The following is a 25,356-nucleotide window of genomic DNA, read 5'->3' on the forward strand; positions in this document are numbered from 1 at the left end:
TCAGGCGGCAACCTTGTCCAGCGCGTGGAGGATGGCGTCGCTGAAATCTTCCAGGTCATCCGGATTGCGGCTGGTGATGATGCCGCGATCCTCGACCGCGGACTGGTCGACCCATTCGACGCCCGCATTGATCATGTCGGTCTTGATCGACCCGTAGCTTGTCGCGCGCAAGCCCTTGGCGAGGCCGGCCTCGATCAGCAGCCACGGCGCGTGGCAGACGGCGGCGACGGGCTTGCCGGCGCGGTGGAAGGCCTGGATCAGGCTGATCGCAGCAGGTTCGACGCGCAGCAGATCGGGATTGATCTGCCCGCCCGGCAGCACCAGCGCATCATATTCGTCGGCGCTGGCGGCATCCAGGCTGATGTCGACATCGACGCTCTCGCCCCAGTCTTCACCCTTCCAGCCGCCGATCGATCCGCTTTCGGGGGAGGCGATGACGACCTCATGCCCGGCTGCGCTCAGCCGGTCACGCGGAACCATCAGTTCACTTTGTTCGAAGCCGTTTGTGGCAAGAATGAGTATGCGGGCCATGGCGGCGCTCCTTTGCATTGGGGGGGAGGGGAGATTGCCCCGCACCAATGCGCAACCGTCATGAAAGTTGCCTGGAACCGCCGGGTAAGGCTCCCGGGCTCAGCCAGCAGCGAGGGTGGACAGCGCGGCGCCATCGACGCGCATCACCGTCCATTCGTCCATCATCCGCGCGCCCAGCGCCTTGTAGAAGCCGATCGACGGCTCGTTCCAGTCGAGCACGCTCCATTCCAGCCGCGCGCAGTCGCGCTCGACCGCTATTGCCGCGAGCCGCGACAGCAGTGCCTTGCCGAGCCCGGAGCCGCGCGCGGCGGGGCGGACGAACAGATCCTCGAGATAGACGCCGGGGCGTCCCTCGAAGGTCGAGAAATTGTGGAAGAACAGGGCAAAGCCCTGCGGCGCACCGTCGATCTCGCCGATGATCACCTCTGCATAGGGGCGCGGGCTGAACAGCTTGTCGTGCAGCACAGTCTCGTCGAAGCGGACTTCATGCGCGAGCTTCTCATAGTCGGCGAGGTCGCGGATGAACTGCGCGATCAGCGGCAGGTCTGCAGATGAGGCGGGGCGGATCGAGAGGGACATGAAGCCTGCCATGCCATGTCTGGCCTCTCTGTCAATCTGCGTGCCGTGCCGGCGAAGCCCGGGGGCGATCCGTCGGTTCGTCGCCCGGATGGACCGGATGGGCCCGAACCGGGGTCAACCGGGCCGGTCCGCCCGGCCAAGCGGGGAGCCATTTCGGATGTGCATGTGTTGTGCGCGACGGGCTGGGCGAGATTGCGCCCATCCCGACCCGGCCAGCCGCCGGGCGCCCCAAGACATATGGAGAATCGCGATGGGCAAAAAATTGCTGGGTCTTTTCTGTTCGACCGGCGCGCTGCTGACAGCGACGCTGGCCGCACCCGTGCTGGCGCAAGAGGCGATGCCCGAAGCGCCGGTCGCAGCGACGGGTGACATTACCGTGACGGGCACGCCGCCTGCCGACCTGACCACACTGGAGGCAGGGCCGCGGATCGAAGGCACGATCTCTGCCCGACGCGGCGAACGCATCCAGATCACCAGTGCCGATGCGGCGCGCACCAGCCTGTGGATCAGTGAGGGCACCGAGGTGCGCGGGCGCGGGGGTTTCCTGGGCCTCAACAACCGCAGCCTCGAAACTGCGGCGCTGGTCAACGGTCTGCCGGTGACGATCGAGACGGTACAGTGGGGCGAAGGACTGGTGGCCCGCCGCGTTACGCTGCGCAATGGCGACTTGCGCACCGCGACGATGATCCGCGACGGCACAGAACAAGGCTTTGCCGAGCAGACCGAGGCGACCAACGCATTGCGCGGTCGCTTCGCCGACATCGACCAATATGTGATCCGCCACACCACCAACGTCTATTTCGACAGCGGTCGCTGGCAGTTGACCCCGCAGGCCGAACAGCAATTGTGCGACGCGACCAACCAGGCGCAAGGCATCGACAACGCGCTGCTGCTGGTGGTGGGGTACACCGATGCAGTGGGTAGCGAAGACTTCAACCAGGAACTGAGCGAGCGGCGCGCCAACCGTGTGGTCAATTTCCTGCAGCAGCGCTGTCGCTGGGCGCCCTATCGCATGCTGATGCCGAGCGGCATGTCCGAAACCGACCCGACCGCCGACAACAGCACAGCCGAAGGCCGCGCGCAGAACCGCCGGGTGCAGGTGAGCGTGCTGACCAGCAAGGCCGCCGACGGGCTCTAAGCCCGGCTGCCGTGCGACGATCCCGGTCCGCGCGTCGCGTGCGGACCGGGACATCGCCTCGGCGGTGCTTGGAGTGGGCGGTCAAGATTGGTCCGCACGCCGGAGAAGCTCGCCAACGGTGACGATGCGGAAGCCGCGCCGGGCCAAGCCATCGAGCACCAGCGGCAAGGCGCTGCGCTCGACGCTGTTTGTCTGGTACATCGGATGGATCAGGATGATCGACCCGGGCCGGGCGCGGCTGACGATATCGTCGGCATATGCCTGGGGGGTGGGATGGTGCGCGACATCGTCCGCGACGTCCCACATCACCAGCCGCAGTCCGGCCCGCTTAACCGAGCGCGGCAAGCCGATCAGCCTCTTGCCGAACGGCGGACGAAAGAGCCGGGAGGGCCGAGCTCCGGCAGCACGAAGCAATGCTTCCGTGCGGGCAATCTCGCGGTCGTAGTGCCCCTCGCTGCTGCCGATCATGCGCTGGTGACTGAAGCTATGGTTGCCCAGTTCCATTCCGGCTTGCGCCAATCGCTCGGCCTGGCCGGGCCAGCGTTCCATGCGGTTGCCGATCAGGAAGAAGGTGGCACGAAGGTTTCGGCGTTGCAGCTCTCTCAACGCAATATCGACGCCTTCGGGCGTGGGTCCGTCGTCGAATGACAGCGCCACGACCGGCTGAGCCGTGTCGACACGGCATATGACTTCGCCGCTCAACCCCCAGCATTCGGCCTTGCTGGCCCGCCACAGGAACAGGGCGATGCCGGTCGCAATCAGCAATGCCGGCGCGATCCAGCGCCATCGCTGGCGCCAAACGGTCAACTCGCCTGCTTGCCGTGGGTCACGTCCATGCTGACCGCGCGGCCGGCGTCGATCTCGGCCGCCTTGGCTTCGACGAGGCCGACGATGTGCGCGATCATGTCGTCGTTCTGGACATGATGGTCGGTCACGCCGGACAGATAGACCATGTGCTTGCCGTTGCCGCCGCCGGTGATGCCGATGTCGGTCTCGCGGGCTTCACCGGGGCCGTTGACGACGCAGCCGAGGACGGACAGCGACATCGGGGTGCGGATGTGGCCAAGGGCTTCCTCCAGCCGTTCGACAGTGCGGATGACGTCGAAACCCTGCCGCGCGCAACTGGGGCAGGAGACGATTCGCACGCCGCGGGTACGCAGGCCGAGCGCCTTCAATATCTCAAAGCCGACCCGCACCTCCTGCTCGGGTTCGGCGGAGAGCGAGACGCGAATGGTGTCGCCGATGCCGAACCACAGCAGGCTGCCGAGCCCGATCGAGGATTTGACGGTGCCGCCGATCAGTCCCCCGGCCTCGGTAATGCCGAGGTGCAACGGACAATCGACCGCTTCAGCGAGCTGCTGATAGGCCGCGACCGCAAGGAACACGTCGCTGGCCTTCACCGCCACCTTATATTCGTGGAAATCATGGTCCTGCAGCAGCTTGATATGGTCGAGTGCGCTTTCGACCAGTGCCTCCGGGCACGGCTCGCCATATTTTTCGAGCAGGTCCTTTTCGAGACTGCCGGCGTTGACGCCGATGCGGATCGCGCAGCCGTTGGCCTTGGCGGCGCGCACGACCTCTGCCACGCGCTCGGACGAGCCGATGTTGCCGGGGTTGATGCGCAGGCAGGCCGCGCCCGCGTCTGCGGCCTCGAGCGCGCGCTTGTAGTGGAAATGGATGTCGGCGACGATCGGCACCTGCGCGGCGCGCGTGATCTGGCGGAAGGCTGCGGTCGCTTCCTCGGTGGGGCAGGAAACGCGGACGATATCGGCGCCTGCTTCCTCGCAACGGCGGATCTGGTCGATGGTCGCGCGCGCATCTTCGGTCGGCGTGTTGGTCATCGTCTGCACGGTGATCGGCGCATCGCCCCCGACAGGGACATTGCCGACCATGATCTGGCGGGACGTGCGGCGTGTGATATCGCGCCAGGGGCGGATGGACATGGAACCTCGCTCGACGAGAAGGGGGAGTTTCGGACCGCTATACCGTGCCCTGTTGCAGCGATGCAACAACATCAGGCGCTTGGGACACAAGCTGTCGCTTTTTCCTTGTGCGGCGCAACATTGCGAGCCACAGTCCCTCCTGACGCGGGACAATGTCCGGTGCCGGGGCCCGACCCATGTGCACGACAGAGGCGTAGCCGCGCGCAGGTGGGACGGAACGCAACAACCTGTAAAGGGGTAGAATAATGCGCACGTCCATGCGGAGCCTGATGGCTCTGGCCCTTCTCTCCGTGTCCGTTCCGGCCTTCGCCCAGGACGCCGAATCGACCGAAGCCGATCCGCCCAGCGATTTCACCGTCACCGGTGGCGCCACCGTCGTCAGCGACTATCGCTTCCGTGGCGTCAGCTTCTCGGCAGAAGATTTTGCCATCCAGGGCACGTTCAACGTCAACCACTCGTCGGGCCTCTATGTCGGCGTGTGGGGATCGAGCCTCGATGACACGCCGACCTTCGGCCATACCGAGCTCGACATCTATGCCGGCTACACCACCGAAGTGGCGTCGGGCACCTCGATCGATGTCGGCCTGCTCTACTATTATTACCCGAACGGCAATTTTGGCCCGAGCGACTATTTCGAGCCCTATGCGTCGGTGAAGACCACCATCGGCCCGGTCACCGCCAAACTTGGCGCGGCCTATGCGTTCGACCAGTCGGCGCTGGCTGGCGACAACATCTATGTCTACACCGATCTGGGCGTCGGCATTCCGGACACGCCGGTGTCGCTGAACGCGCACCTCGGCTACTCCGACGGCAGCCTCGCGCCCGGCGGCAATTACTGGGACTGGTCGGTCGGCGCTGACTTTGCGCTGGGCGGCGGGCTCACCGCCGGTGTCAAATATGTCGATACCGACCTCGACCAGTTGACCGGTATCCCGGCCGCGGACACGCTGTACGACGAAACCGTGGTGTTCTCGCTCGGCGTAGCGTTCTGATCTGCCGCTCGGCTTGATTCAGGGACAGCCCCCAATTTCTATGAAATTTGGGGGCTGTCCCTGAGTTATTTGCGCCAGCGCAGATTATCGCGGCCGAGATCGGCGATGCTCCTTGCGCCCATCAGCTTCATGCCGCGCACCAGCTCCGCCTGAAGGAGCCCGACCGCGCGTTCGACACCATCCTGGCCCGCGGCCGCCAGCGCATAGAGATAGAGCCGCCCGCCCGAGCAGGCCTTTGCCCCCACCGACAGCGCCTTGAGCACGTGCGTGCCACGGGTGATGCCGCCGTCGCAAATCACATCGATCTTGTCGCCGACGGCATCGACGATCTCGGCCAGCGCATCGAATGGGGCACGGCTGCCGTCGAGCTGTCGCCCGCCATGGTTGGAGACCATGATCGCGGTGGCGCCGATATCGACGGCGCGGCGCGCATCCTCCACCGCCATGATGCCCTTGAGCACGAACGGGCCGCCCCATGCAGCGCGGATTGCCTCCGCCCGCTTCCAGTCGAGCGTCTGGTCGAGCATAGTCGAGAAATAGTCGGCCACCGATTTGGGTACGCTGCTGCCCTCTGCGACATGCGTCGCCAGATTGGGCAGCGAGAAGGGCTCGCGCAGCACATAGTTGAGGCCCCAGCCCGGCTTGATCGCGTAGGAGAGCAGATTGCGCGCAGTGAAGCGGGGCGGCGAGGTGAACCCCGAGCGCAGGCAGCGCTCGCGATTGCCGCCGACGATGGTGTCGACGGTCAGCGCCAGCGCATCGAAGCGGGCTGCCTGGCAGGCCTGGATCATCGCCTGGTTGAGCCCTTCATCCTTGTGGACATAGAGCTGGAACAGCTTGGGCGTGCCGGTCATCGCCCCGATTTCGTCGATGCCGACCGTCGAGAGGCTGCTGATCCCGGCGTAGATGCCGAACTTTTCCGCCGCACGCACCACGGCCCGCTCCCCCTGCCAGTGGAACAGGCGCTGCAAGGCGGTGGGAGAGAGGAACAGCGGCATCGCCATGCGGCGCCCCATCACCTCGACCGAGAGATCGACGTCCTGGACGCCGGCCAGCACGCGGGGCACCAGGTCGCAGTCATCGAAGGCGGCGCGGTTGCGGCGGCGGGTGACCTCATCGTCGCCCGCGCCGTCGATATAGTCGAACACCGGCCAGGGCAGGCGGCGCTTCGCCAGCGTGCGGAAATCATCGATGTTGTGGCAATCGGTAAGGCGCATGACGATGGACTAGCCTTGGCTGTGGACTTTGCAATCCCGGGAAAGTCGGATATGTAGCAATCGCTACAAATCTTGGGCAACGGGAGCAAGGCTTATGCGTGCGCAGGTTCACAAGTCGTGGCTCAAGTTCACCGCCATCGGAATCGGCGGATTTGGCCCGATCTTCTCGCTTGGCACGATGGCGGCGACGCGCGAGCCCGCGCGCTGGTCGCTCGACCTGCTGAGCTGGCCGCTCGATGGTGCCACCACGCTGGCCGATGCCGATGCGCAATTTCTGATAGCGCTGACCGGCGGCTTCCTGCTCGGTTGGGGCGTCACTGTCTGGCTGATGACGACACGCTTGTTCGATGCCGCGCCCGATGGTGTGCGACGCTGCGTGCTCGGCGGGCTATGTGCGTGGTTCGTGCTCGACAGCGCCGGGTCGATCGCTTCCGGCAACGCCTCCAACGCGCTGTTCAACGTGGCAGTGCTGCTGATCCTCGCCGGCCCCTTGTGGTGGCGTGCCGAGGATGTGCCGCCACCCGCTTAACCGAGCGCGGCCTGCTTTTCTTCGGCCAGCCGGTCGAGCTCGGCGCGGCTCAGCTTCTGGGCCGCGCTCTTGAGCTGGCCGCAGGCGGCCATGATGTCGCGCCCGCGCGGCGTGCGGACCGGCGCCGAGATGCCGGCTTCGAACACGATGTCGGAGAATCGCTTGATCCGCTCCGGCGTCGAACATTCGTAGATCGCGCCTGGCCATGGATTGAAGGGGATGAGGTTGACCTTGGCCGGCAGCCGGTAATGGCGGATCAGCCGCACCAGCTCGCGCGCGTCCTCGTCGCTGTCATTCTTGTCCTTGAGCATCACATATTCGAAGGTGATGCGTCGGGCATTGTTGGCACCGGGATAGGCGGCGCAGGCGGCCAGCAGCTCGTCGATGCCGTATTTGCGGTTGATCGGCACGATTTCGTCGCGCACTTCCTTGGTCACCGCATGCAGCGATACGGCGAGGTTGACGCCGATTTCCTCGCCTGCGCGTGCCATCATCGGTACCACGCCCGAGGTGGAGAGGGTGATGCGGCGGCGGGACAGGCCCAGCCCATCGCCGTCCATGACGATCTTCATCGCGCCCTTGACGCCGTCGAAATTGTAGAGCGGTTCGCCCATGCCCATCAGCACGATGTTGGTGAGCAGGCGGCCGTCGGCGGTGTAATGCGGCGCGTCGTCATCCTCGTCATCGTTGGTCGAGGCCATCGAGCCCTTGGGCCATTCGCCGAGCGCGTCGCGTGCGAGCAGCACCTGGCCGACGATCTCGCCAGCGGTCAGATTGCGTACCAGGCGCATCGTGCCGGTGTGGCAGAAGCGGCAGTTGAGCGTGCATCCGACCTGGCTGGAGATGCACAGGGTGCCCCGGTCTGCGTCTGGAATGAACACCATCTCGAACTCATGGCCGTCGGCAGTGGCGAGCAGCCATTTGCGGGTTCCGTCGCTCGATGTCTGCGCGGTCACCACCTCCGGCCGGCCGACGAAGAAACGCTCGGCGAGCCATGGCCGCATCGTCTTGGCGATATCGGTCATCGCATCGAAATCGGTGACGCCGCGATGGTAGATCCAGTGCCACAGCTGCTTGGCCCGAAGCTTCGCCTGACGGACGTCGAGTCCGGCCTCCTCGAGCGCGGCACGGATCGCCTCGCGCGGCAGGCCGATCAGGTCGATGCGGCCATCCGGGCGCACCGGCAGGGTGCGGGCTACGGGCACAGGGTCGATGGTGCCGGCAATCGGCATGGCAGGCGTGGCGATGGAGGACATGGCCGGCATATAGGCCAAGACTTCGCCATTTGCCATTGCCCTTACCGCAAGCCCGCGTATCGTCGGCGACGGGGGATGCCAGCAGACGAGGAACAGGCTTCATGTGCGACGACATCACCGAACAGGATAATGCCCATTGGCTGCTCGGTCGGCGGCTGGGGCGGCGCGAATTCGCGGCCTTGGGCGCGGGCGTCGGTGCGCTGGCACTGATGCCGGGCTGCGCCCAGGCGCAGCAGGGTTCAGCCATGCCCGCCACCGCGTCACGCGCTGTCGAGGTGACGACGCCCGACGGCAGAATGGACGGGTTCTTCGTCTACCCGGCCAGCGGCCGCCACCCGGCCGTGATCCTGTGGCCGGACATAGCCGGACTGCGCGATGCCTATCGCACCATGGCGACACGTCTGGCGCAGGCAGGTTATGCCGTGCTGGTGGTCAATCAATATTACCGCTCGTCGCCGGCGCCGGTGCTGGCGAGCTTTGCGGAATGGCGCACCGATGCGGGGCGCGCGCGGCTGCAGCCGATGATCGCGGCTTTATCCTCGGGCGGTATCGCCAGCGACGGCGGGGCGTTCGCCGACTGGCTGGACGGGCAGGCCGAAGTGGATGGCGCGAGGAAGATCGCCAGCATCGGCTATTGCATGGGCGGGCCCTTCACCTTCCGCACTGCGGCTGCGCGCCCGGCAAGGGTCGGGGCAATTGCTTCCTTCCACGGCGGCGGTCTCGTCACCGAGGCGCCTGACAGCCCGCACCGGCTGATTGCAGGGTTCAACGCCGCCATGCTGATCGCCATCGCCCAGAATGACGATGCCCGGGCGCCGACGGACAAGGATACGCTGCGCACCGCTGCCGATGCCGCCGGCCGCTTTGCCGAGATCGAGGTCTATCCTGCCCAGCATGGCTGGTGCACGATCGACTCGCCGGTCTATGCCGAAGCGGAAGCCGAACGGGCGTGGGGCCGGATGCTGGCGCTGTTCGCCGAGCGGCTGTAGCGTCCTGGTGCGGGCAGAGGCTGCCCGCACCGGAGGCCGCCCCATGATCGACCGCATCTTCACCGCCATCGCCTCGCGCGTTTCCGCCGCTGCCGGTCAGCCGCTGGCGTTCATCGTCGCGGTGACGGTAATCGTCATCTGGGCGGTGACCGGGCCGCTGTTCGACTATTCCGACACGTGGCAGCTGGTGATCAACACCTCGACCACCATCATCACCTTCCTGATGGTTTTCGTAATCCAGAACAGCCAGAACCGCGATGCGGCAGCGCTGCAGGCCAAGCTCGACGAGCTGATCCGCGCGACGGCTGAGGCGCGCAACGAATTCATCGGTATCGAGCATCTGACCGACGTACAGCTCGAGAAGATCCGTGCGGCGCTGGAGCGCGAGGCGATTGCAGCAGAAGAGGGACGCGAGGCCAGCCATGCGGCGGTGTCGCGATTGCTGCTGCGGCGATAGGCGCCCGCTTATACGCAGCCCAGCGCCGCCGCGTCGATGGCCGTCGCCGCACCGCGCAGCCGCCAGGTGGCGCGCAGTCGGCCGGCAGTGAGTTGCATGCGGCTGGATCCGCGCAGCGCCGCCACGATGGCGGCATCGCTGCGCGCATCGGCGGCCCACAGGCCGGTGCCACGCGCGGTGAGAATGAAACGACGACTGCCGACCTGCAGGCTGGCGGTGCCGCGCAAGGCCTGCGGCAGGCGGATGTAGAGTTGCCCGCGCACCCGGCTCGCCGGCCAGTGACCGACGGTCGCGTAGAAGCCGCGCGCATTGGCCTCGTCCGGCTCGGCGATGGCGTAGCAGCGCAGTGGCGCGCCTCGGGCGGCTGGGTCGCGAAAGGCGGCCCAGTCGCCGAATATGCCCAGCGAATCGCGGGCCGCTGCGGGCGCAGCAACCAGCAGCAGCAGGGCAAGCGCCGGCCAGCGCGTCACGGCAACACCAATATCTGTTCTTCGACGCCGTTTTCGATCACTACCAGCGATCCTTGCGGAACCGGGGCGCCGACCGCGGTGCCGCACACCGGGTGGCGGCGATCCCCGCCGGTCAGCAGGCCGCGCAGCACGGCGGCGGTTACGCCATGGGTGACGACCAGCCGGTCGGCATCGCCATCGAGCGAAGCGAGCCAGTCCTCGAGCCGGGCGCGGACATCGGCATAGCTCTCACCGCCACCCGGCGCGACATGGGTGAAGACGGCATGGCTCTCGCTGTAGATCGGCCCATGCTCTGCGACGATATCGGCATAGAAGCGCCCGTCCCAGCTCCCCATGCCGATTTCCACCAGACGCTCGTCACGATGAGCTCCATGCCAGTCGCGGCCGAGATGCTCGCACAGGATTGCCAGCGTCTGCAGCGTCCGGCCGGTGGGCGAGACCCACAGGTCGAGCGTGCTTGCCGGGTCGATCCGCTTGGCAAGCGCGGCGCCCATCGCATCGATCTGCCGGAAGCCGTTGCGGGTAAAGGGTGTATGGCCCAGCGCGCCCTGCATGCGCCTGTCAGCGTTGAATATCGTCTCGCCATGGCGGGCGATGTAGAATTTGCCGTTTGTCGTCACCTGTTTCCCATCCAGCTTGCCTGTTTGCCCGCGACTGGCCAAACATCGCCGCCCCCGTGTCCTTGCGACTCGCGAACAGCGCGTTAAGGATGGCTGTGCCACGGCGCAGGGGAATCGGCCAAGCGCCGAACGTCGCTGGCACCCGCCACGGCGGCAAAGAAGGAAAGAACAGGACGGTCATGCAGGCGAGAATCGAGCGGGCGACATTGTTGCGGTGCCTGGGCCACATCCAGTCGGTGGTGGAACGGCGCAACACCATCCCCATCCTGTCCAACGTGCTGATCGAGGCCATTGGGGACAGCGCGATCCGGGTCATGGCGACCGACCTCGACATGCAGATCGTCGAGACTGTCGATGCGCGGGTCGAAGTGGCCGGCGCTACCACCGTTTCCGCGCACCTGCTGTTCGAAATCGCCCGCAAGCTGCCTGAGGGCAGCGAGGTCAGCCTGGCCGCTGCCGATGGCGAGATGGTGGTCCGCGCCGGCCGCTACCAATCCAAGCTGAAGACGCTGCCGCGTGACGATTTCCCGGTCATTGCCGAGGGCGAGCTGCCCACCAGTTTCGAACTCGATGCCAAGGACATTGTCCGCATCATCGAAAAGACGCGCTTTGCAATTTCGACCGAAGAGACCCGCTATTATCTCAACGGCATCTTCCTGCATGTGTCCGACGAAGGCGCCGGCCTGCTGCGCGCCGCCGCCACCGACGGCCATCGTCTGGCCCGCTACACGCTGCCGCGTCCGGCCGGTGCGGAATCGATGCCCGACGTGATCGTGCCCCGCAAATGCGTGGGCGAGCTGCACAAGCTGCTCCAGGAAGTCGGCGAGGGCCGGGTGCAGGTGGAACTGAGTCCGTCCAAGATCCGCTTTACCCTGGGCAGCGCGGTGCTGACCAGCAAGCTGATCGACGGCACCTTCCCGGACTATAGCCGCGTCATCCCGACGGCCAACGACAAGCTGCTCAAGGTCGATCCCAAGAGCTTCGGCCAGGGCGTCGATCGCGTCGCCACCATCGCCACCGACAAGACCCGGGCGGTGAAGATGGCGCTCGATGCGGATCGCGTCACGCTGTCGGTGACCAGCCCGGAGAATGGCACGGCGACCGAGGAGGTCAGCGGCGATTATGCCAGCGCGCCGATGGAGATCGGTTTCAACGCACGCTATCTGCAGGATATAATCGCGCAGATCGATGGCGATACCGTCGAACTGCACCTGGCGGATGCCAGCGCGCCGACCCTCATCAAGGAAAATGACAAGAGCCCGGCGCTCTACGTGCTGATGCCGATGCGGGTTTGACCCGACCGCCGGGGGCGGCGCGCGGCGAAAGTCAGGGGACAGTTTCATGGTTAAGCGGTCTTTGCATATCCGCTTAACCGGCATAGATTGTGCCTCCAGCCTTCGCGCGCGGAGGCACAGCAACTGACGAGTGCGACCGACTATGGCCAACCGACCCGCCCAGCGCCTTTCGCTTTTCCGCTATGCCCGCCCTGCCGCTGCGATGGCGATGGTCCTGGTCGTGCCGCTGACGGCGAGCGCGATGGCGGCCGTGGAAAGCTCGACGCGCACCGAGCTGGCGCGGTTCATGGACGTGTTCCAGGAAGTGAAGGCCAATTATGTCGAGCCGGTCGATGACAGCCGGTTGGTCGAAGGCGCGATCGAAGGCATGCTGGCCTCGCTCGATCCGCATTCGGGTTATCTCGACGCCCGCGATTTCGCGACCCTGCGCACCCAGACCGATGGCGAGTATGGCGGTCTTGGCCTGTCGGTGACGATGGAAGACGGTGCGGTGAAGGTCATCGCGCCGCAGGCCGACACGCCGGCCGACCGCGCTGGCATCAAGGCTGGCGACTATATCACCCATATCGACGGCGAACTGCTGCTCGGGTTCAACCTCGACGAGGCGGTGGAAAAGATGCGCGGCCAACCGGGCACCACCATTCGCCTGACCGTGGTCCGGCCCGGTCGCGACGAGCCGATCCAGGCTACCATCACGCGTGAAGTGATCGTGCTGAAGCCGGTGACGTGGGAAGTGCAGGGCACCGTCGGCGTGCTCAGCCTCAACAGCTTCTCCGAAAATGCCGCTGGCGAATTGCGAGCCGCGATGATCGCGGTGGAACGCTCGCTGGGCCGCAAGCCGACCGGCTGGGTGCTCGATCTGCGCTCCAACCCCGGCGGCCTGCTCGACCAGGCCGTGGCAGTCAGCGACCTGTTCCTCGAGCGCGGCGAAATCGTCTCGCAGCGCGGGCGGCGGGCGAGCGATATCGAACGTTTCAACGCCCGACCCGGCGATGCGGCCGGTGGCCTGCCGGTGATCGTGCTGATCGATGCCGGCTCCGCGTCGGCAAGCGAGATTGTTGCCGGCGCGCTGCAGGACCATCATCGGGCGCTGGTCATGGGTGAGACCAGCTTCGGCAAGGGGTCCGTGCAGACGGTGCTGCCGCTGTCCGATACCACGGCGCTGCGGCTGACCACGGCGCGCTATTTCACGCCGTCCGGCCGATCGGTGCAGGAAGGCGGCATCATCCCCGACATCCGCGTGCCGCAGATTTCCGATCCCGACTATCGCACGCGTCCGGTGTTCCGCGAGGCCGATCTGCGCCGTCACCTGGTCAATGACGCGCGCGTCAGCGACGAGGGGCTGGAGGATGACGGTACCACCGATCCGCGCTTCAGCCAGACGCCTGAACAATTGCGCGAGCAGGGCATCGAGGATTTCCAGCTGCACTATGCAACGCAGACCATGGCCCGCCTCGCCCGCAACCCGCGGCTGGTAGCGGAGCTGGCGCGTCGTCCGGCAGCACAGCGCCCGGTCCGCGCGCAACGCTGATATTGGCGACACCGACGGGTTTCCGATCGCCCCGGACTTGACCCCGGGCCGCTATCGGTGTTGCGCTGCTCCGCGAGCGGTTCCGGGTCGAGCCCGGAACGATAATGAGGAAGAAGGCCGCAGTCTCTCCGATGACCAACCCGTCCGCCACCGCCCGCCTGCTTGCCCTTGCCACCCCCGCGGCGCTGCTTGGCGGCGCGTGGATCGCCCAACTCGGTTTCGGTTTGCCGCCCTGCGAGATGTGCCACTGGCAGCGCTGGCCGCATTATGCCGCGCTCGTGCCGGCGCTTGGCGCTTTCGTCGTGCCTGCGCCATGGCAGCGACGGCTGATCCTTGTGGCTGCGTTGCTGATCGCCATCAGCGGTGCCATCGGCGTCTTCCACGCCGGGGTCGAATATGGCTGGTGGGAAGGCGTGACCAGCTGTGCGACGCGCGGCAATGTCGATTTCGACGATCTGCTCAACAATATTGCTATGGTGCGCTGCGATGTCGCGCCCTGGACCTTGTGGGGGGTTTCATTGGCGGGCTTCAACGCCATATTCTCAGGTGGCGGCGCAGCGGCTATCCTGCTGCTGCTCCGCCGCGATAGGAGTGCTGCGTGACTGCTGCCCTGACCCATAGCCGGCGCCCCCCGAGCCAGCGAGCGCGCGCGGCGATGATCCGCGTCGACCAGGCAGGCGAATTCGGGGCCAAGCGCATCTATGCCGGACAACTGGCGGTACTGGGACAGAGTGGCCCGGGCGCGAGCGCGATCGCGCATATGGCAGCGCAGGAGCAGCGGCACCTCGACTTCTTCGACCGGGTGATGGCCGAGCGCGGCGTGCGGCCGACGCTGCTGCATCCGCTGTGGAATGCCGCCGGCTTCGCACTGGGTGCGGTCACCGCCGCAATCGGGCCGGAAGCGGCGATGGCGTGCACTGCGGCGGTGGAAACCGAGATAGACCGTCACTATTCGGCGCAACTCGACGAACTGGGCAGCAGCGACCCCGAATTGGCGGAGGCCATCCGTGATTTCCAGGCGGAGGAACTGGAGCATCGCGACCATGCGCTGGAGGCCGGGGCGGAACGCGCGCCGGGCTATCCGCTGTTGTCGGCGCTGATCCGGGCGGGCTGCCGCGCCGCCATCGCCGTGTCGCAACGTATTTGAAGACCGTCCGTTCAGCAGCGGGCAAGCAAGCACAGGACAGTATCGCCATCATGACCCGCGCACTCACCATTGCCGCTCTCCTGCTCGCCACAGCGTCGCCTGCATTGGCGCAGAGCGAGGCACCGACTGGCGGTGGCGAGCGGGTCAATCAGGTGATCGTCTATGGCGATGACCCATGCCCGACCGCTACCGGAGACGAGATCGTCGTGTGCGGCCGGATGGACGAGGGCGAGCGCTATCGCATCCCGCCCGAATTGCGCGGCAACCCCAATGATCCGGCGCGCGAAAGCTGGACATCGCGGGTGCGCAGCATCGAGCGCGTCGGCCGCTTCGGCACCGACAGCTGTTCGCCGACGGGGCTGGGCGGCTTTACCGGCTGCGTCAGCCAGCTGGTCGACAATGCCTATGCCGAACGCGCGCAGGCGGCGAGCACCGACTGGACCGAGGCGGTTGCCGAGCAGCGCCGCCAGCGCATGGCCGGCTTCGATGCCGAGGCACAGGCGGTCGAGGAGCAGGTGCTGGCCGACGAACGGGCGCGCATCGCGCGTGAGCAGGCGGCGGAAGAAGCGGCTGCCAATGTCGATGCCGAGCCGTTGCCGGCGCCGCCGCCGCGATAATCCGGCGGCACCGTCAGCACCCGATTATTGACCCTGGCTGGCGATCCATTCGCCGACGCGCGCCTCCAGCACATCCATCGGCACCGAGCCTTGTGCCAGCACGACATCGTGAAAGGCGCGGATGTCGAACCGGCCACCCAGCTCGCGCTCGGCCCGTTCGCGCAGGCCCCTGATGCGCAGTTCGCCAATCTTGTAACCCAGTGCCTGGCCGGGCCAGCTGATGTAGCGATTGACCTCTGCATCGATGTTCGCATCGGACAGGGCGCTGTTGTCGCGCATGAAGGCGACCGCCTGCTCCTTGGTCCAGCCCTTGGCGTGCAGCCCGGTGTCGACCACCAGACGGCAGGCGCGCCACATTTCGTATGACAGACGGCCCATGTCGGTCTCGGGCGAATCGTACAGGCCCATCTCGATGCCCAGACGCTCCGAGTAGAGCCCCCAGCCTTCGGTATAGGCGGTGAAGTAGGTGAAGTCGCGCCGCCAGCGCGGCATGTCCAGCTCCTGCTGCAGCGCGATCTGGTTGTGATGGCCGGGCACGGCCTCATGCAGGCTCAGCGCGGGTATCTCCCACAAGGGGCGTTGGTCGAGCTTGGAGGTGTTGACATAATAGGTGCCGGCAATGCCGGCGCTCGCCGAGCCTTGCGAATAATAGGCCGTGGTTGTGCCTTCGGCGGTTTCCGCGGGGATTTCCCGGATGGTGTAGGGCAGGCGCGGCAGCCGGCCGAACAGGCGCGGCATGAAGCCGTCGATGCGGCGGGTGATGCGCGCGGTGCGCATCATCAGTTCTTCGGGCGTCTGCGCGTAGTAGCGCGGGTTGCTGCGCAGATCGGCAATGAAGGCTTCACGGCTGGCAAAACCGGCGCGCGCCGCAACCTGCTCCATCTCTGCCCGGATGCGGGCCACCTCTGACAGGCCGAGATTGTGGATCTGGTCCGCCGTGAGATCGGTGGTGGTTTCCTGGCGGATACGGAAGGCGTAATAGCGCGCGCCGTCGGGTTGCGCCGATACGCCGACGGCCTGCGCACAGCGCGGCAGGTAGCTGGTGACGAACCAGTCGCGGTGCCGGCGCAGCGCCGGGTAGATCTGCTGTTCGATGACGCGGCGCACCTCGGCTTGCAGCGCGGCCCATTCAGCCTCGCTGGCATCGGCGGGGCGCGCGCGCGTGAATGGCGCAAAATAGCGCGACTGCGCCACATCCTCGGCAATCAGGCCGGCGATGCCGCGTTCGGTGCCGCCCAGCACGGCACAGGGCAGCGCATAGCCGCCGTCGAGCGCCTGCTGGCTGATCCGCAGCGCTTCGTCGTTGACGGCGGGATATTGGGCCAGCCGGTGCACATAGCTGCGGTAATCGGCGAGCCGGTCGAAGGGCAGGCTGTCGGCCAGCCCGGCGAATTGCTGATGCCAGCCGGCGTAAGTGGTGAACAGGATCATGCGCTGGCCGAAGCCGTTCGCTTCGACCAGATCGGAGAGCTGGCGGCGCATGATCGCGTGGTCGGTACGATCGTCGGCGGAAAGCGCCGGGACCGTTATGGCATCGAGCCGGCCTAGAAAGGCGCGGGCGTCGGCCGCGCGCCGGTCCATCGCCGCAAGGCTGATATCGGTGACGCGATCGTCATAGTCCCGCACCCCGAGGGCGGTGGCATATTCCGGATTTTCACGCAGCAGCCAGGCTTCGTAATCGCGCTCCACGGCTGCCAGATCCTCAGCCGGGCCAGCCAGCGCGGGGGTGGAAACGGCAAGCAAAATCAGCGCACTGATGCAATTGCGGACCATGGCGTGCATGCTAAGACTCCAGACAACCGGCGCATGGAGATGGTGCGCCGCCAAGGGGCGATGGGATGGCGACAGTATCAACTGTTCCGGCTGCGGCAAGGCCGACGGCGGTCGGTTCGGCCGACAGGTTGCTTGCGATCGGCGCCGCCATCATTCTCTCGGCCACCATCGCCGCTTTGCTGCGCGGCAGCGCCTTCTGGCCACGTATCCCGCTCAACATCTGGGTCCATATCGCGTTGATCGTCGTCGCCATGGCGTTGACCCCGCTGATGCTGCTGCGCAAGCGCGGGGACAGGCTGCATCGGCGATTGGGCTATGTCTGGGTCAGTGCCATGCTGCTGACCGCGCTGGTGAGCCTCGACATACGCGTCATCAACCGCGGCGATTTCAGCCCGATCCACATATTGTCCATCTGGACGATAATTCAGGCGCCACTGATCGTGATCAGGGCGCGCCAGCACGACGCGGTGCGCCACCGCCGGGCAGTGCATGGCATGGTCCTCGGGGCGGTGCTGATTGCTGGCTTCTTCACCTTCCCCTTCAATCGATTGCTGGGGAGCATGTTGTTCGGCTGAACGGCGCGACTCGGAGCCACATCGGCCTTTTCCTGCTTCCGCAAACCTGCGGATTTCAGCAATCTTCGCACCGATCGAGTGCTGCGGGGGACGTTGAACAACCGCTGCGGCGCGCTGCATTGTAACAAAAAAACGGCTAATGCGGTCAAACGTTCTATTGCCGCGCCGAATCGGTGAGTCGCGCCGTAGCGTCAAATTGACCCCGGGTGCTCCCCGTGGATTCTGCGGACAAACAAACAATCACAATAGGCGGGGTCGCAATGGCCAGTGTATTTCCGGGGTCCCGGACGGCAGAATCCTTTTGTTCCCGCCATGGTGCGGCGCGGCTGGCGCGGGCCATGAGCTGGCATGCGTCGGGGGCGCTGCTGCTGTTTGCCGCGCTGCAGATCGTCGGCGTGATTGCGCTCAGCGGCATGCCAGGCGGCCAGATGCTGCCCTTTGTCGCGCTCGCTCTGCTGGTACTCGTCGCAGTGCCCTTTTCGCGTCGGCTGGAGCGGCGCTGGTCGCGGCTGGCCGATACCGCCTTGCCCGGCCCAGGCCTGACCGTGCGTTTCCGCAAGGACCGGGAGCGGTTGTGGCGGCTCGCATGCATCGTGCCGACCGCGTGGATCGGTTTGTTTGCCGTTGCAGCCCAGGCTGCGGCGCATTGATGCGACTGCCGCTTTGACCATTGCCCCTCGCGATTCTATCGCGGGCAGATGAGCGACACCAAGACACAGCTGGCCAACCTAGCCGATCGCGCTGCCGATGCCGTGGCGCGCGCGCGCCGCGCGGGCGCAGACGGCGCCGAAGCGGTGGCCCGCACAGCCATTGCCAGCGGCATCGGCGTGCGCCTGGGGCTGCTCGAAGACGTCGGGCGGTCGGAAGAGGCGGATCTTTCGATTCAGGTCTATGTCGGCAAACGCTCGGCAACGGTCTCCACGGCGGACAGCGACCCCCACGCACTCGACGCGCTGGTCGAGCGCGCGGTGGCGATGGCGCGGCTGGCGCCGGACAATCCTTGGTGCGGACTTGCCCCAGCGGAGTATCTGGTCAGCGGGCCCGTTCCTGACCTCGATCTGGTCGACCCTGCCGGAGAGATTGCACCCGATCGCCTCAAGGCGCTGGCCTTGGAGGCAGAGGATGCGGCGCGTGCGGTGTCGGGCGTCAGCAACAGCGAAGGCGGCTATGCCTCCGTCAGCATCAGCCATCAGGCGCATGTCACCAGCAACGGCTTTTGCGGGACCAGCAGCGGAACCCGCTACAGCCTCTCGGCAAGCGTATTGGCCGGCGAAGGCGAGCGAATGCAGCGCGATTATGACTGGCACGATGCCCGGCATCTCGCCGATCTCGCCAGCCCGGAAAGCATCGGCCGCCGCGCCGGCGAGCGCGCTGTTGCCCGCCTCGACCCGGCAGCTCTGCGCAGTGGCCCTATGCCGGTGCTGTTCGATCCGCGGGTGGCAGGCAGCCTGATCGGCCATCTGGTCAGCGGCATGAGCGGCCCTGCGATCGCGCGGGGCAAAAGCTATCTGATCGGCCATGAGGGGGAGCAACTGTTCCCGTCCGGCATCGCCATCGTCGACGATCCGCTGCGGCCGCGCGGCAGCAAGAGCCACGCGTTCGACGGCGAGGGCCTGCCGGCCCGGCCACGGCGGCTGATCGATGGCGGGGTGATCGGCCCATGGCTGTGCGACCTTGCTTCCGCCCGGCAGCTCGGCCGCGCGCCGACCGGCAATGGCGGCGGAGGCGGTGCGATCAGCACCGGCAATCTGACGCTGTTGCCCGGTTCAGAGAGCCGGGACGCGCTGATGGCGGATATCGTCGAAGGTGTTCTGGTCACCGAGTTGATCGGGCAGGGGGCGGACATGCTGACCGGCGATTACAGTCGTGGCGCGTCCGGATGGCGGATCGTCGGCGGGCGCCTTGCCGGGCCGGTTGCCGGCTTCACCATCGCCGGCAATCTGCTCGCCATGTTTGCCGACCTGCGCGCGGCGAGCGATCTCGACACGCGCCACGCGACGCACGTGCCGACGCTGCGCACCGACAGCATGACGGTGGCGGGTGACTGAGCGGACTATCCCCACCGAAGCGGTCATCTCCGCTGCGCGCGAAGTCGGCGACGCGGCACTGGGCCAATGGCGGCATCTGAGGGGCGGCGGCGATCTCGATCAGTGGAGCAAGGCCGACGAAAGCCTGGTGTGCGAGGTCGATATCGAAACCGACCGGCGCCTGAAGGCGATGCTCGGCGCGATTGACGAAGACGCCGGCTGGCTGAGCGAAGAGACCGCCGACGACCCGTCGCGACTCGCCCGGCAGCGCATCTGGTGTGTCGACCCCATCGACGGCACGCGGGACTTTCTGCGGGGCCGCCCCGGATGGGCCGTGTCGATTGCGCTGGTCGATTCCGGCCGGCCGGTGTTCGGTGTGCTCTATGCGCCGGCCCGTGACGAGCTGTGGGTTGCACAGGCCGGGCGCGGGGCGAGCATGAACGGCGCGGGCATCGCCGCAGGGCAACGGATGGCGTTGTCCGGCGCGCGCGTTCCAGCGACCAGCCTGCCGCGTGTCGACAGTGACCTGACACTGGTGCACCAGCCCAACAGCATTGCCTTGCGCATGGCGATGGTCGCATCCGACCAGGCCGATCTGGTGGCGACGCTGCGCTGGGGATTCGAGTGGGACATCGCGGCGGCGGCCCTCATCGCGAGTGAAGCGGGAGCGGTGGTGACCGACGCTTTCGGACAGCCGCTTGCCTTCAACACCCCCCGTGCGCAGGCCTTTGGCGTGATCGCCAGTGTGCCCGGCATTCATGATGCGGTGGTACAGAGGTTGGCGGGCCGTGCCGCCACCCTCGCAGGTTAGCTGGCCAGCGGCACACCCGCTCAGTCGCGCAGGGCGTCGAGATGCGCCCGCAATGTCGCAAGACCAGGAGTCAGTCGGGCAAGCGCGGCGCGATCGAGGCCGAGCGTCGCCTTCGACACTTGCTGCGCGAGGGCCGCTGCCGCCGCATGGAATATCTCGCTGCCCTGCGGCGTCACATGCACCCGTTGCCGACGCGCGTCCTCGGCATCCGCCGACAGGGTGACCAAGCCCTTGGCGGCGAGCTTGGCCAGCATCGCGGACATCGACGGCTTGGCCATCTGCATGATCCGGGCCAGATCGCTCGGCGTCTGGCCATCCCCCCGGTTGGCGAAATGGCTGAGCAGCGCGAACTCCGACGGGTTGAGCCGCATCGGCGCCAGCGTGCCGCGCGCGGCGGTGGTCGAAAGCTGATGGATGATGCTGATCTCGGTGAACAGTCGAAGGATCGCTGCTGCCTCCGGATCGGTTGCATTGTCAGCCGTCATGCCCCGACCAGATGCGTTTCTAGCGGCCAGCGCGGTGTGGGATCGACGCTGTCGGCATAGCCGATGCGGCCGAGCATCTGCACGGTGCGCCCATCACTGGCGCCCAACGCCCGATGCACGGCTCGATAGGGCGCGCGCATTTCGGGAAATTCCTGCAGCGCCTGGCTCAGCGGATGGATGGCGACGCCAGCGGCTGTCGCGGCAAGGTTCATCCGCACCCAGGCGCGACCGGCGGCGATCTGGTCCGCACGGCGGTTGGCAGGCGATATCAGCCAGGCAAAGCCGCGCGCCGAATGGATGATGGGATCGAACATATCCAGCCCCTGCTGGTAAGCGGTGCTGCCCGGCGTGTCGAGCGCGTCGCGGCTGATGATGCCGGTCATCCGCATCAGTCCCATCGGGATGCCGCCCAATTCTATGCCATCGGGGTTGGCCGCGATCTCGGCATTGCCGATGCGCATCAGGTCGATGCTCTCGCGCCGCGTGCGCGCTATGGCATATTCGATTTGCCAGGCATCCCATGCCTGCGCCGCAAGCGCGCGGGTGCGGGCTGGATCGACGGTTCCGCCAGCGACGACGCCGGGCCCGGCGGCGCCGGTAATCGCGGCAAGACTGCGCTGCGGCACGGCGCGATCAGCATAGACTGTCTTGATCGAGCGGCGCGAAAGGATGTGGCGGGCGAGCGGATCGCGCGCGACGCCCGGTTCGCGGGCGAATTGCACGCTCGCTACGCGCCGCCCGTCCAGGCGTGGGGAGGGTTCTCCATCGGGAAAGACGGCGATCGTCGCGGCATAGCCCTTTTCCGCCGCGGCGATGCGCAGCAGTTCCAGCATGCACCCGAAACCGACCGTAATCTGTCGATCGAAAGGATCGGTGTATGGCAGCCGCCGCGAGAGATCGCAGCCGATGTCGATGCGATCGGTGCCGATGAGGCGGAAGGTCCACGGTTGCCGATTATGCGGATTGGGGGCGAGGATCGCGTAAGCAAGCGCATCGAGCCTGGGATCGCCAAGACTCTCGCCGGCGCGTCGCCAGGGCTCGGTGGCCGAAGCGGTGCCCGGCGCCCAGGCTGCAAAGCTCATCCCCGCAACGACGGTCGCAGACACGCCGCCGGTGATGAGGAGGGCGCGGCGGGTGAGGCGGGGCATCATCGTAGCTCCATTTAATTAGTTCGGAGACTAACTAAATGAGTCGGCAGAGGTTGGCAAGGCGCAAATGCCGACATCTCGAGGCGGCTGAAAAGCGGCCGCGCGGTGGCAGTCGGTAATCGGCAGACGCTGGGGAGCACCGCTGGCTGTCGGCATCACGGTCTGAGAGGGTCAGGCGTGCCTTCGGGAGTCAGCCCGCAGCGAGGCGGCGCATGCGCGCTTCGACCTTTGCGTCGGCAAGTATCGCGCGCATGCGCATCAGCACGATTGCTCCGAACAGCAGGCTGAAGCCGGTGAGCGTGAGGCCGAGCGGCCAGAGCAATTCGCTGGCGATGGCGCTTTTTCCAACGCTGATGCTGGCCGGTTGGTGCAGGCTGTTCCACCACACCACCGAACGGTTGATGATCGGGAGGTTGATGGCCCCGACCACGGCGTAGATGGCGGCACCGCGACTGATGCTGGTGCGCTCGTCATCGCTGTTCACGAAGGCGATGAAGCCCGCGTAGAGGAACAGCAGGACGAGCATCGAGGTCATCCGTCCGTCCCATTCCCACCAGGTGCCCCACGTCGGCTTGCCCCAGATTGAACCGGTGGAAAGGCAGATGGCGGTGAACAGCGCGCCGGGGACGGCGATTGCGCGGGCCGAAACGCCAGCCAGCGGATGGCGCCAGACCAGCTGGACCAGCGCTGCGATCGCGAGCGAGGCCCAGCCGCCCATGCCGAGCCAGGCTGCGGGGACGTGAATGTAGAGGATGCGCGCGGTCTCCCCCTGGCGCGCTTCCGGCGGGACAACGGCCAATCCGGCATAGCTGCCCGCCAGAATCGCGGCGAGGCCGATGATCGCCAGCCACGGCGTCAGCGGGCGGGCGATCGACAGAAAGCGGGTGGGATTGGCAAAGCGATGCATGGCGCGCTCCGGATACCCGAGCACCGGCGGCGCGGGAAGCAATTTTGCGCAATATGCGAGTATCTGCGGCCACGCTGTAACCACTAGGCGTCATGGGGCGAAACCCGGCTGTCATTGCTGACACGGACGGGGTGCGGCAGTGACAGAGGGTAACATGACTGCACGGATGCAACAGCGACGCTCGACAGCGAATGCCGACGGGGAGCAACGGCCATGAAGGCCAGCGACCCCATGCTCGGAGCGCTGATGGCGCGTGCGCTGGATGGCGATGCCGCTGCCTACCGGACGGTGCTCGATGCATCGCAAGTGTGGCTGCGGCGCTATTTCGCCAACCGTATCGCGCCGACCGAAGTCGACGATCTGGTGCAGGAAACGCTGATTTCCGTGCATCGCAAGCGCGCGACATTCGACCCTGAGCGGCCCTATCTGCCATGGCTCGCGGCCATAGCGCGGTTTCGCTGGGTGGATCGGCTGCGCAAAAGCTATCGCGAGGCAGGCGATGAACTGCCCGAGGACATAGGCATCGACAGCCACGAAGAGGCGGTCGGCGCGCAACTGGGGGTGGAGCGTCTGCTCGACAAGCTGCCCGCAGGACAAGCCATGGTCATCAGGCTCGTCAAGATCGACGGGCTGGCGGTGGCCGAAGCGGCGGAACGGACCGGACAGTCCGAATCGCTGGTCAAGGTCAATATTCATCGCGGTCTCAAGAAGCTCGCCGCGATGATCGAGAGTGGATAATTCGATGCAGCCTTTCTCCATCGACTCTTTGGTTGACGATCTGACGCCGGTTCGCCGGGTCGATCCGCGCAATGCGTGGATGCTCGCGCTCGGCGCTGTCGCGCTGTGCGTCGGGATCGTCGCCAGCCTGTTCGGCCTGCGCGACGACATTATGGCCGGCCAGCCGCAGGGCATCGTGCTGCTGCGCGCCGGTGCGCTGCTGTTGCTCGGTTTTGCCGCACTGGCGGCGGTGGTCGAAAGTGCCCGCCCGCGGGTCGGGCGCCGGGCCAATTCGGGTTGGAAGTGGGCGCTAGCCTGCGCGATGCTGTTTCCCGCAGTCGCGGTCGCCGTATCCGTGGCCAATGGCTTGCCGATGAACGATCTGATGGCCGAGACGGCGCTGTCCTGCCTGATCATCAGCAGCGTCAATGCCTTGCTGATCGGCGGCGGCGTGGTCACCTGGCTGCGGCGCGGCGCGGTCACCGCGCTGGAGCGGACCGGCTGGCTGACGGGACTTGCCGCCGGCGCGTTCGGCACCTTCGCCTTCTCGTTGCACTGCCCGAGCGCGACGATCACCTACATCGGCCTGTGGTACACTACAGCGATTGCGCTGTGTGCGCTGGCTGGAAGGTTGCTGGTCCCGCGCCTGCTGAAATGGTAACCTGCCCCCGCGGCAGGGGGTGGCGATGATCGATTACCAAGGCAAAGTGGCGCTCGTGACGGGCGGCGCATCCGGGATCGGCCGGGCTCTTGCCGAAGCGCTGGCTGCGCGCGGGGCGCGGCTGGTGGTTGCAGACCGCGATGCGGCCGGCGCAGCGAAGGTGGCCGAGGCGCTCGGCGGTGCCGCGATCATGTGCGACCTTTCCGATCCGGACGCGCCCCGGCAGCTGCTGGACAGGGTGTGCGCGGACCATGGCCTGCCCGCGCTGGTCTGTTCGAACGCAGGGCTCGGCCGCAATCGGCGAATGCTGAAGGAAGACTTCGGCGATGAGGCATGGCGCCTGTTCCAGCTCAACCTGTTCGCAGGGCTCAGGCTTGCGCAGCTCTATATTGCGGCGTGCGAGGGAGCGGGATCGCGCGGGCGGATGATGCTGACCTGCAGCGAAAACGCGCTTAGCGTACCCGACGCGGTCAAGAGTTTCGGACTGGGGCTCTATGGCGCGACCAAACACGGGCTGCTGATCGCGCTCGAATGGCTGCGCAACGAGACGGCGGCGGCGGGCAAGCCCATCGATCTGCATGCGCTGTGCCCGGGCGGGGTGCTGACGCCGCCGATTGCGGCGCAATTGCCCGATCCGTCGGCGGCACCGCCCGGCTTCCACCTGATCTCCCCGGAACGATGTGCGGCGCTGGCGCTGGCGGGCATGGACGCCGGACTGTTCTACATTCCGACACACCCGCACATCGCCGATGACATGCAGGTGCGCAGCGCAGGCATCGCCGATGCCTTGCGGACGTTAGGGCTCGGCTGAAGGCGACCTCGCTGGCCGGCCCGCGATTTAGTACTGATCTAATGGCCGCCGTGGTAAGCTTGTCGAAGCACGCCTGTCTGACAAGCGCCGTTGATGCTTCGCATCGCCTTCGGCACCGACACGCTCAGGG

General features: G+C 66.5%; 29 protein-coding genes. 17 read left to right on the plus strand and 12 right to left on the minus strand.

From position 1 onward, the window contains the following. The gene (locus tag AC0QC4_RS12880) at positions 1 to 531 is read right to left on the minus strand and encodes a type 1 glutamine amidotransferase domain-containing protein (protein ID WP_483660320.1); all 531 of its coding nucleotides are present in this window, start codon (positions 529 to 531) and stop codon (positions 1 to 3) included. Positions 532 to 630: 99 nt separating this feature from the next. Then, on the minus strand, positions 631 to 1,110 hold the full coding sequence (locus AC0QC4_RS12885) for an N-acetyltransferase family protein (RefSeq protein WP_483660321.1): 480 nt from the start codon (positions 1,108 to 1,110) through the stop codon (positions 631 to 633). Positions 1,111 to 1,360: 250 nt separating this feature from the next. Here AC0QC4_RS12885 and AC0QC4_RS12890 point away from each other — a divergent pair, with 250 nt between their 5' ends. Further along, the gene (locus AC0QC4_RS12890) at positions 1,361 to 2,248 is read left to right on the plus strand and encodes an OmpA family protein (RefSeq protein WP_483660322.1); all 888 of its coding nucleotides are present in this window, start codon (positions 1,361 to 1,363) and stop codon (positions 2,246 to 2,248) included. Positions 2,249 to 2,329: 81 nt separating this feature from the next. Here the strand turns inward: AC0QC4_RS12890 and AC0QC4_RS12895 are convergent, their stop codons facing one another. Both AC0QC4_RS12895 and ispG read right to left on the minus strand, forming a co-directional pair. Further along, on the minus strand, positions 2,330 to 3,055 hold the full coding sequence (locus AC0QC4_RS12895; protein ID WP_483660323.1) for a polysaccharide deacetylase family protein: 726 nt from the start codon (positions 3,053 to 3,055) through the stop codon (positions 2,330 to 2,332). Continuing rightward, positions 3,052 to 4,191, minus strand: a complete 1,140-nt coding sequence (ispG, locus tag AC0QC4_RS12900) for a flavodoxin-dependent (E)-4-hydroxy-3-methylbut-2-enyl-diphosphate synthase (RefSeq protein WP_483660324.1) — start codon at positions 4,189 to 4,191, stop codon at positions 3,052 to 3,054. Before ispG ends, AC0QC4_RS12895 begins: the two co-directional genes overlap by 4 nt. 245 nt (positions 4,192 to 4,436) lie before the next feature. Between ispG and AC0QC4_RS12905 the strand changes: the two genes are divergently transcribed. Next, on the plus strand, positions 4,437 to 5,183 hold the full coding sequence (locus AC0QC4_RS12905; RefSeq protein WP_483660325.1) for a TorF family putative porin: 747 nt from the start codon (positions 4,437 to 4,439) through the stop codon (positions 5,181 to 5,183). 65 nt (positions 5,184 to 5,248) lie between these two features. On the opposite strand, the gene AC0QC4_RS12910 is transcribed toward AC0QC4_RS12905, so the two are convergent. Next, the gene (locus AC0QC4_RS12910) at positions 5,249 to 6,400 is read right to left on the minus strand and encodes an alpha-hydroxy acid oxidase (protein WP_483660326.1); all 1,152 of its coding nucleotides are present in this window, start codon (positions 6,398 to 6,400) and stop codon (positions 5,249 to 5,251) included. 94 nt (positions 6,401 to 6,494) lie between these two features. Between AC0QC4_RS12910 and AC0QC4_RS12915 the strand changes: the two genes are divergently transcribed. Continuing rightward, positions 6,495 to 6,929, plus strand: a complete 435-nt coding sequence (locus tag AC0QC4_RS12915; RefSeq protein ID WP_483660327.1) for a hypothetical protein — start codon at positions 6,495 to 6,497, stop codon at positions 6,927 to 6,929. Here AC0QC4_RS12915 and rlmN read toward each other — a convergent pair. Continuing rightward, on the minus strand, positions 6,926 to 8,185 hold the full coding sequence (gene rlmN, locus AC0QC4_RS12920; RefSeq protein ID WP_483660328.1) for a dual-specificity RNA methyltransferase RlmN: 1,260 nt from the start codon (positions 8,183 to 8,185) through the stop codon (positions 6,926 to 6,928). The two genes, AC0QC4_RS12915 and rlmN, sit on opposite strands and share 4 nt — an antisense overlap. A 101-nt stretch (positions 8,186 to 8,286) precedes the next feature. Between rlmN and AC0QC4_RS12925 the strand changes: the two genes are divergently transcribed. Together AC0QC4_RS12925 and AC0QC4_RS12930 are read left to right on the plus strand one after the other, a co-directional pair. Beyond that, positions 8,287 to 9,174 (plus strand): dienelactone hydrolase family protein, encoded by an 888-nt coding sequence (locus tag AC0QC4_RS12925; RefSeq protein ID WP_483660329.1) that lies wholly within the window; start codon positions 8,287 to 8,289, stop codon positions 9,172 to 9,174. 46 nt (positions 9,175 to 9,220) lie between these two features. Continuing rightward, a complete protein-coding gene (locus tag AC0QC4_RS12930) occupies positions 9,221 to 9,631 on the plus strand; it encodes a low affinity iron permease family protein (RefSeq protein WP_483660460.1) in 411 nt (136 codons plus the stop codon). 8 nt (positions 9,632 to 9,639) lie between these two features. Here the strand turns inward: AC0QC4_RS12930 and AC0QC4_RS12935 are convergent, their stop codons facing one another. Together AC0QC4_RS12935 and AC0QC4_RS12940 are read right to left on the minus strand one after the other, a co-directional pair. Further along, the gene (locus AC0QC4_RS12935; RefSeq protein ID WP_483660330.1) at positions 9,640 to 10,101 is read right to left on the minus strand and encodes a hypothetical protein; all 462 of its coding nucleotides are present in this window, start codon (positions 10,099 to 10,101) and stop codon (positions 9,640 to 9,642) included. Further along, positions 10,098 to 10,721 carry a histidine phosphatase family protein gene (locus AC0QC4_RS12940; protein WP_483660331.1) on the minus strand — a complete coding sequence of 208 codons (624 nt, stop codon included), beginning with the start codon at positions 10,719 to 10,721 and terminating at the stop codon, positions 10,098 to 10,100. The genes AC0QC4_RS12935 and AC0QC4_RS12940 overlap by 4 nt, the downstream gene beginning before the upstream one ends. Positions 10,722 to 10,900: 179 nt before the next feature. On the opposite strand from AC0QC4_RS12940, the gene dnaN reads away from it, so the two are divergent. The 5 genes from dnaN (at position 10,901) to AC0QC4_RS12965 (ending at position 15,311) form a co-directional block, all read left to right on the plus strand. Then, positions 10,901 to 12,016 (plus strand): DNA polymerase III subunit beta, encoded by a 1,116-nt coding sequence (gene dnaN / locus AC0QC4_RS12945; protein WP_483660332.1) that lies wholly within the window; start codon positions 10,901 to 10,903, stop codon positions 12,014 to 12,016. A 142-nt stretch (positions 12,017 to 12,158) separates the two neighbouring features. Further along, entirely contained in the window at positions 12,159 to 13,547 is a 1,389-nt protein-coding gene (locus AC0QC4_RS12950) for a S41 family peptidase (protein ID WP_483660333.1), read from the plus strand. 131 nt (positions 13,548 to 13,678) lie between these two features. Then, the gene (locus AC0QC4_RS12955; RefSeq protein ID WP_483660334.1) at positions 13,679 to 14,149 is read left to right on the plus strand and encodes a disulfide bond formation protein B; all 471 of its coding nucleotides are present in this window, start codon (positions 13,679 to 13,681) and stop codon (positions 14,147 to 14,149) included. Between the two features lie 53 nt (positions 14,150 to 14,202). Then, positions 14,203 to 14,694 (plus strand): demethoxyubiquinone hydroxylase family protein, encoded by a 492-nt coding sequence (locus AC0QC4_RS12960; RefSeq protein ID WP_483660461.1) that lies wholly within the window; start codon positions 14,203 to 14,205, stop codon positions 14,692 to 14,694. A gap of 50 nt (positions 14,695 to 14,744) precedes the next feature. Then, positions 14,745 to 15,311: a hypothetical protein gene (locus tag AC0QC4_RS12965; RefSeq protein WP_483660335.1), complete on the plus strand. Its 567-nt coding sequence runs from the start codon at positions 14,745 to 14,747 to the stop codon at positions 15,309 to 15,311. Between the two features lie 24 nt (positions 15,312 to 15,335). Here AC0QC4_RS12965 and AC0QC4_RS12970 read toward each other — a convergent pair whose 3' ends face one another. Further along, positions 15,336 to 17,093: a DUF885 domain-containing protein gene (locus AC0QC4_RS12970; protein ID WP_483660336.1), complete on the minus strand. Its 1,758-nt coding sequence runs from the start codon at positions 17,091 to 17,093 to the stop codon at positions 15,336 to 15,338. A gap of 56 nt (positions 17,094 to 17,149) precedes the next feature. Here AC0QC4_RS12970 and AC0QC4_RS12975 point away from each other — a divergent pair, with 56 nt between their 5' ends. The 4 genes from AC0QC4_RS12975 to AC0QC4_RS12990 all read left to right on the plus strand — a co-directional run bounded on the left by AC0QC4_RS12975 (position 17,150) and on the right by AC0QC4_RS12990 (position 20,497). After that, entirely contained in the window at positions 17,150 to 17,659 is a 510-nt protein-coding gene (locus AC0QC4_RS12975) for a DUF2306 domain-containing protein (RefSeq protein WP_483660337.1), read from the plus strand. A 338-nt stretch (positions 17,660 to 17,997) separates the two neighbouring features. After that, complete coding sequence (locus tag AC0QC4_RS12980) at positions 17,998 to 18,309, plus strand: hypothetical protein (RefSeq protein WP_483660338.1); 312 nt, start codon at positions 17,998 to 18,000, stop codon at positions 18,307 to 18,309. Between the two features lie 48 nt (positions 18,310 to 18,357). Next, entirely contained in the window at positions 18,358 to 19,707 is a 1,350-nt protein-coding gene (locus AC0QC4_RS12985) for a TldD/PmbA family protein (protein WP_483660339.1), read from the plus strand. Beyond that, positions 19,700 to 20,497: a 3'(2'),5'-bisphosphate nucleotidase CysQ gene (locus AC0QC4_RS12990; RefSeq protein WP_483660340.1), complete on the plus strand. Its 798-nt coding sequence runs from the start codon at positions 19,700 to 19,702 to the stop codon at positions 20,495 to 20,497. Before AC0QC4_RS12985 ends, AC0QC4_RS12990 begins: the two co-directional genes overlap by 8 nt. Positions 20,498 to 20,517: 20 nt before the next feature. On the opposite strand, the gene AC0QC4_RS12995 is transcribed toward AC0QC4_RS12990, so the two are convergent. From AC0QC4_RS12995 to ccmC, 3 genes are all read right to left on the minus strand, one after another. Next, a complete protein-coding gene (locus AC0QC4_RS12995) occupies positions 20,518 to 20,982 on the minus strand; it encodes a MarR family winged helix-turn-helix transcriptional regulator (protein WP_483660341.1) in 465 nt (154 codons plus the stop codon). Then, on the minus strand, positions 20,979 to 22,133 hold the full coding sequence (locus AC0QC4_RS13000) for an Acg family FMN-binding oxidoreductase (RefSeq protein ID WP_483660342.1): 1,155 nt from the start codon (positions 22,131 to 22,133) through the stop codon (positions 20,979 to 20,981). The genes AC0QC4_RS12995 and AC0QC4_RS13000 overlap by 4 nt, the downstream gene beginning before the upstream one ends. A 187-nt stretch (positions 22,134 to 22,320) precedes the next feature. Next, positions 22,321 to 23,037, minus strand: coding sequence for a heme ABC transporter permease CcmC (gene ccmC, locus AC0QC4_RS13005; RefSeq protein WP_483660343.1), 717 nt, complete (start codon positions 23,035 to 23,037; stop codon positions 22,321 to 22,323). Between the two features lie 213 nt (positions 23,038 to 23,250). Here ccmC and AC0QC4_RS13010 point away from each other — a divergent pair, with 213 nt between their 5' ends. Genes AC0QC4_RS13010 through AC0QC4_RS13020 form a run of 3 tightly spaced genes read left to right on the plus strand, consistent with a single transcriptional unit; the run spans position 23,251 to position 25,226 of the window. Beyond that, a complete protein-coding gene (locus AC0QC4_RS13010) occupies positions 23,251 to 23,775 on the plus strand; it encodes a sigma-70 family RNA polymerase sigma factor (protein WP_483660344.1) in 525 nt (174 codons plus the stop codon). A gap of 4 nt (positions 23,776 to 23,779) precedes the next feature. Beyond that, positions 23,780 to 24,415, plus strand: a complete 636-nt coding sequence (locus AC0QC4_RS13015; RefSeq protein WP_483660345.1) for an NrsF family protein — start codon at positions 23,780 to 23,782, stop codon at positions 24,413 to 24,415. 25 nt (positions 24,416 to 24,440) lie between these two features. Then, on the plus strand, positions 24,441 to 25,226 hold the full coding sequence (locus AC0QC4_RS13020) for an SDR family NAD(P)-dependent oxidoreductase (RefSeq protein ID WP_483660346.1): 786 nt from the start codon (positions 24,441 to 24,443) through the stop codon (positions 25,224 to 25,226). The last annotated feature ends 130 nt before the right edge of the window (positions 25,227 to 25,356 follow it).

This window comes from Sphingomonas sp. jy18, from assembly GCF_056931895.1.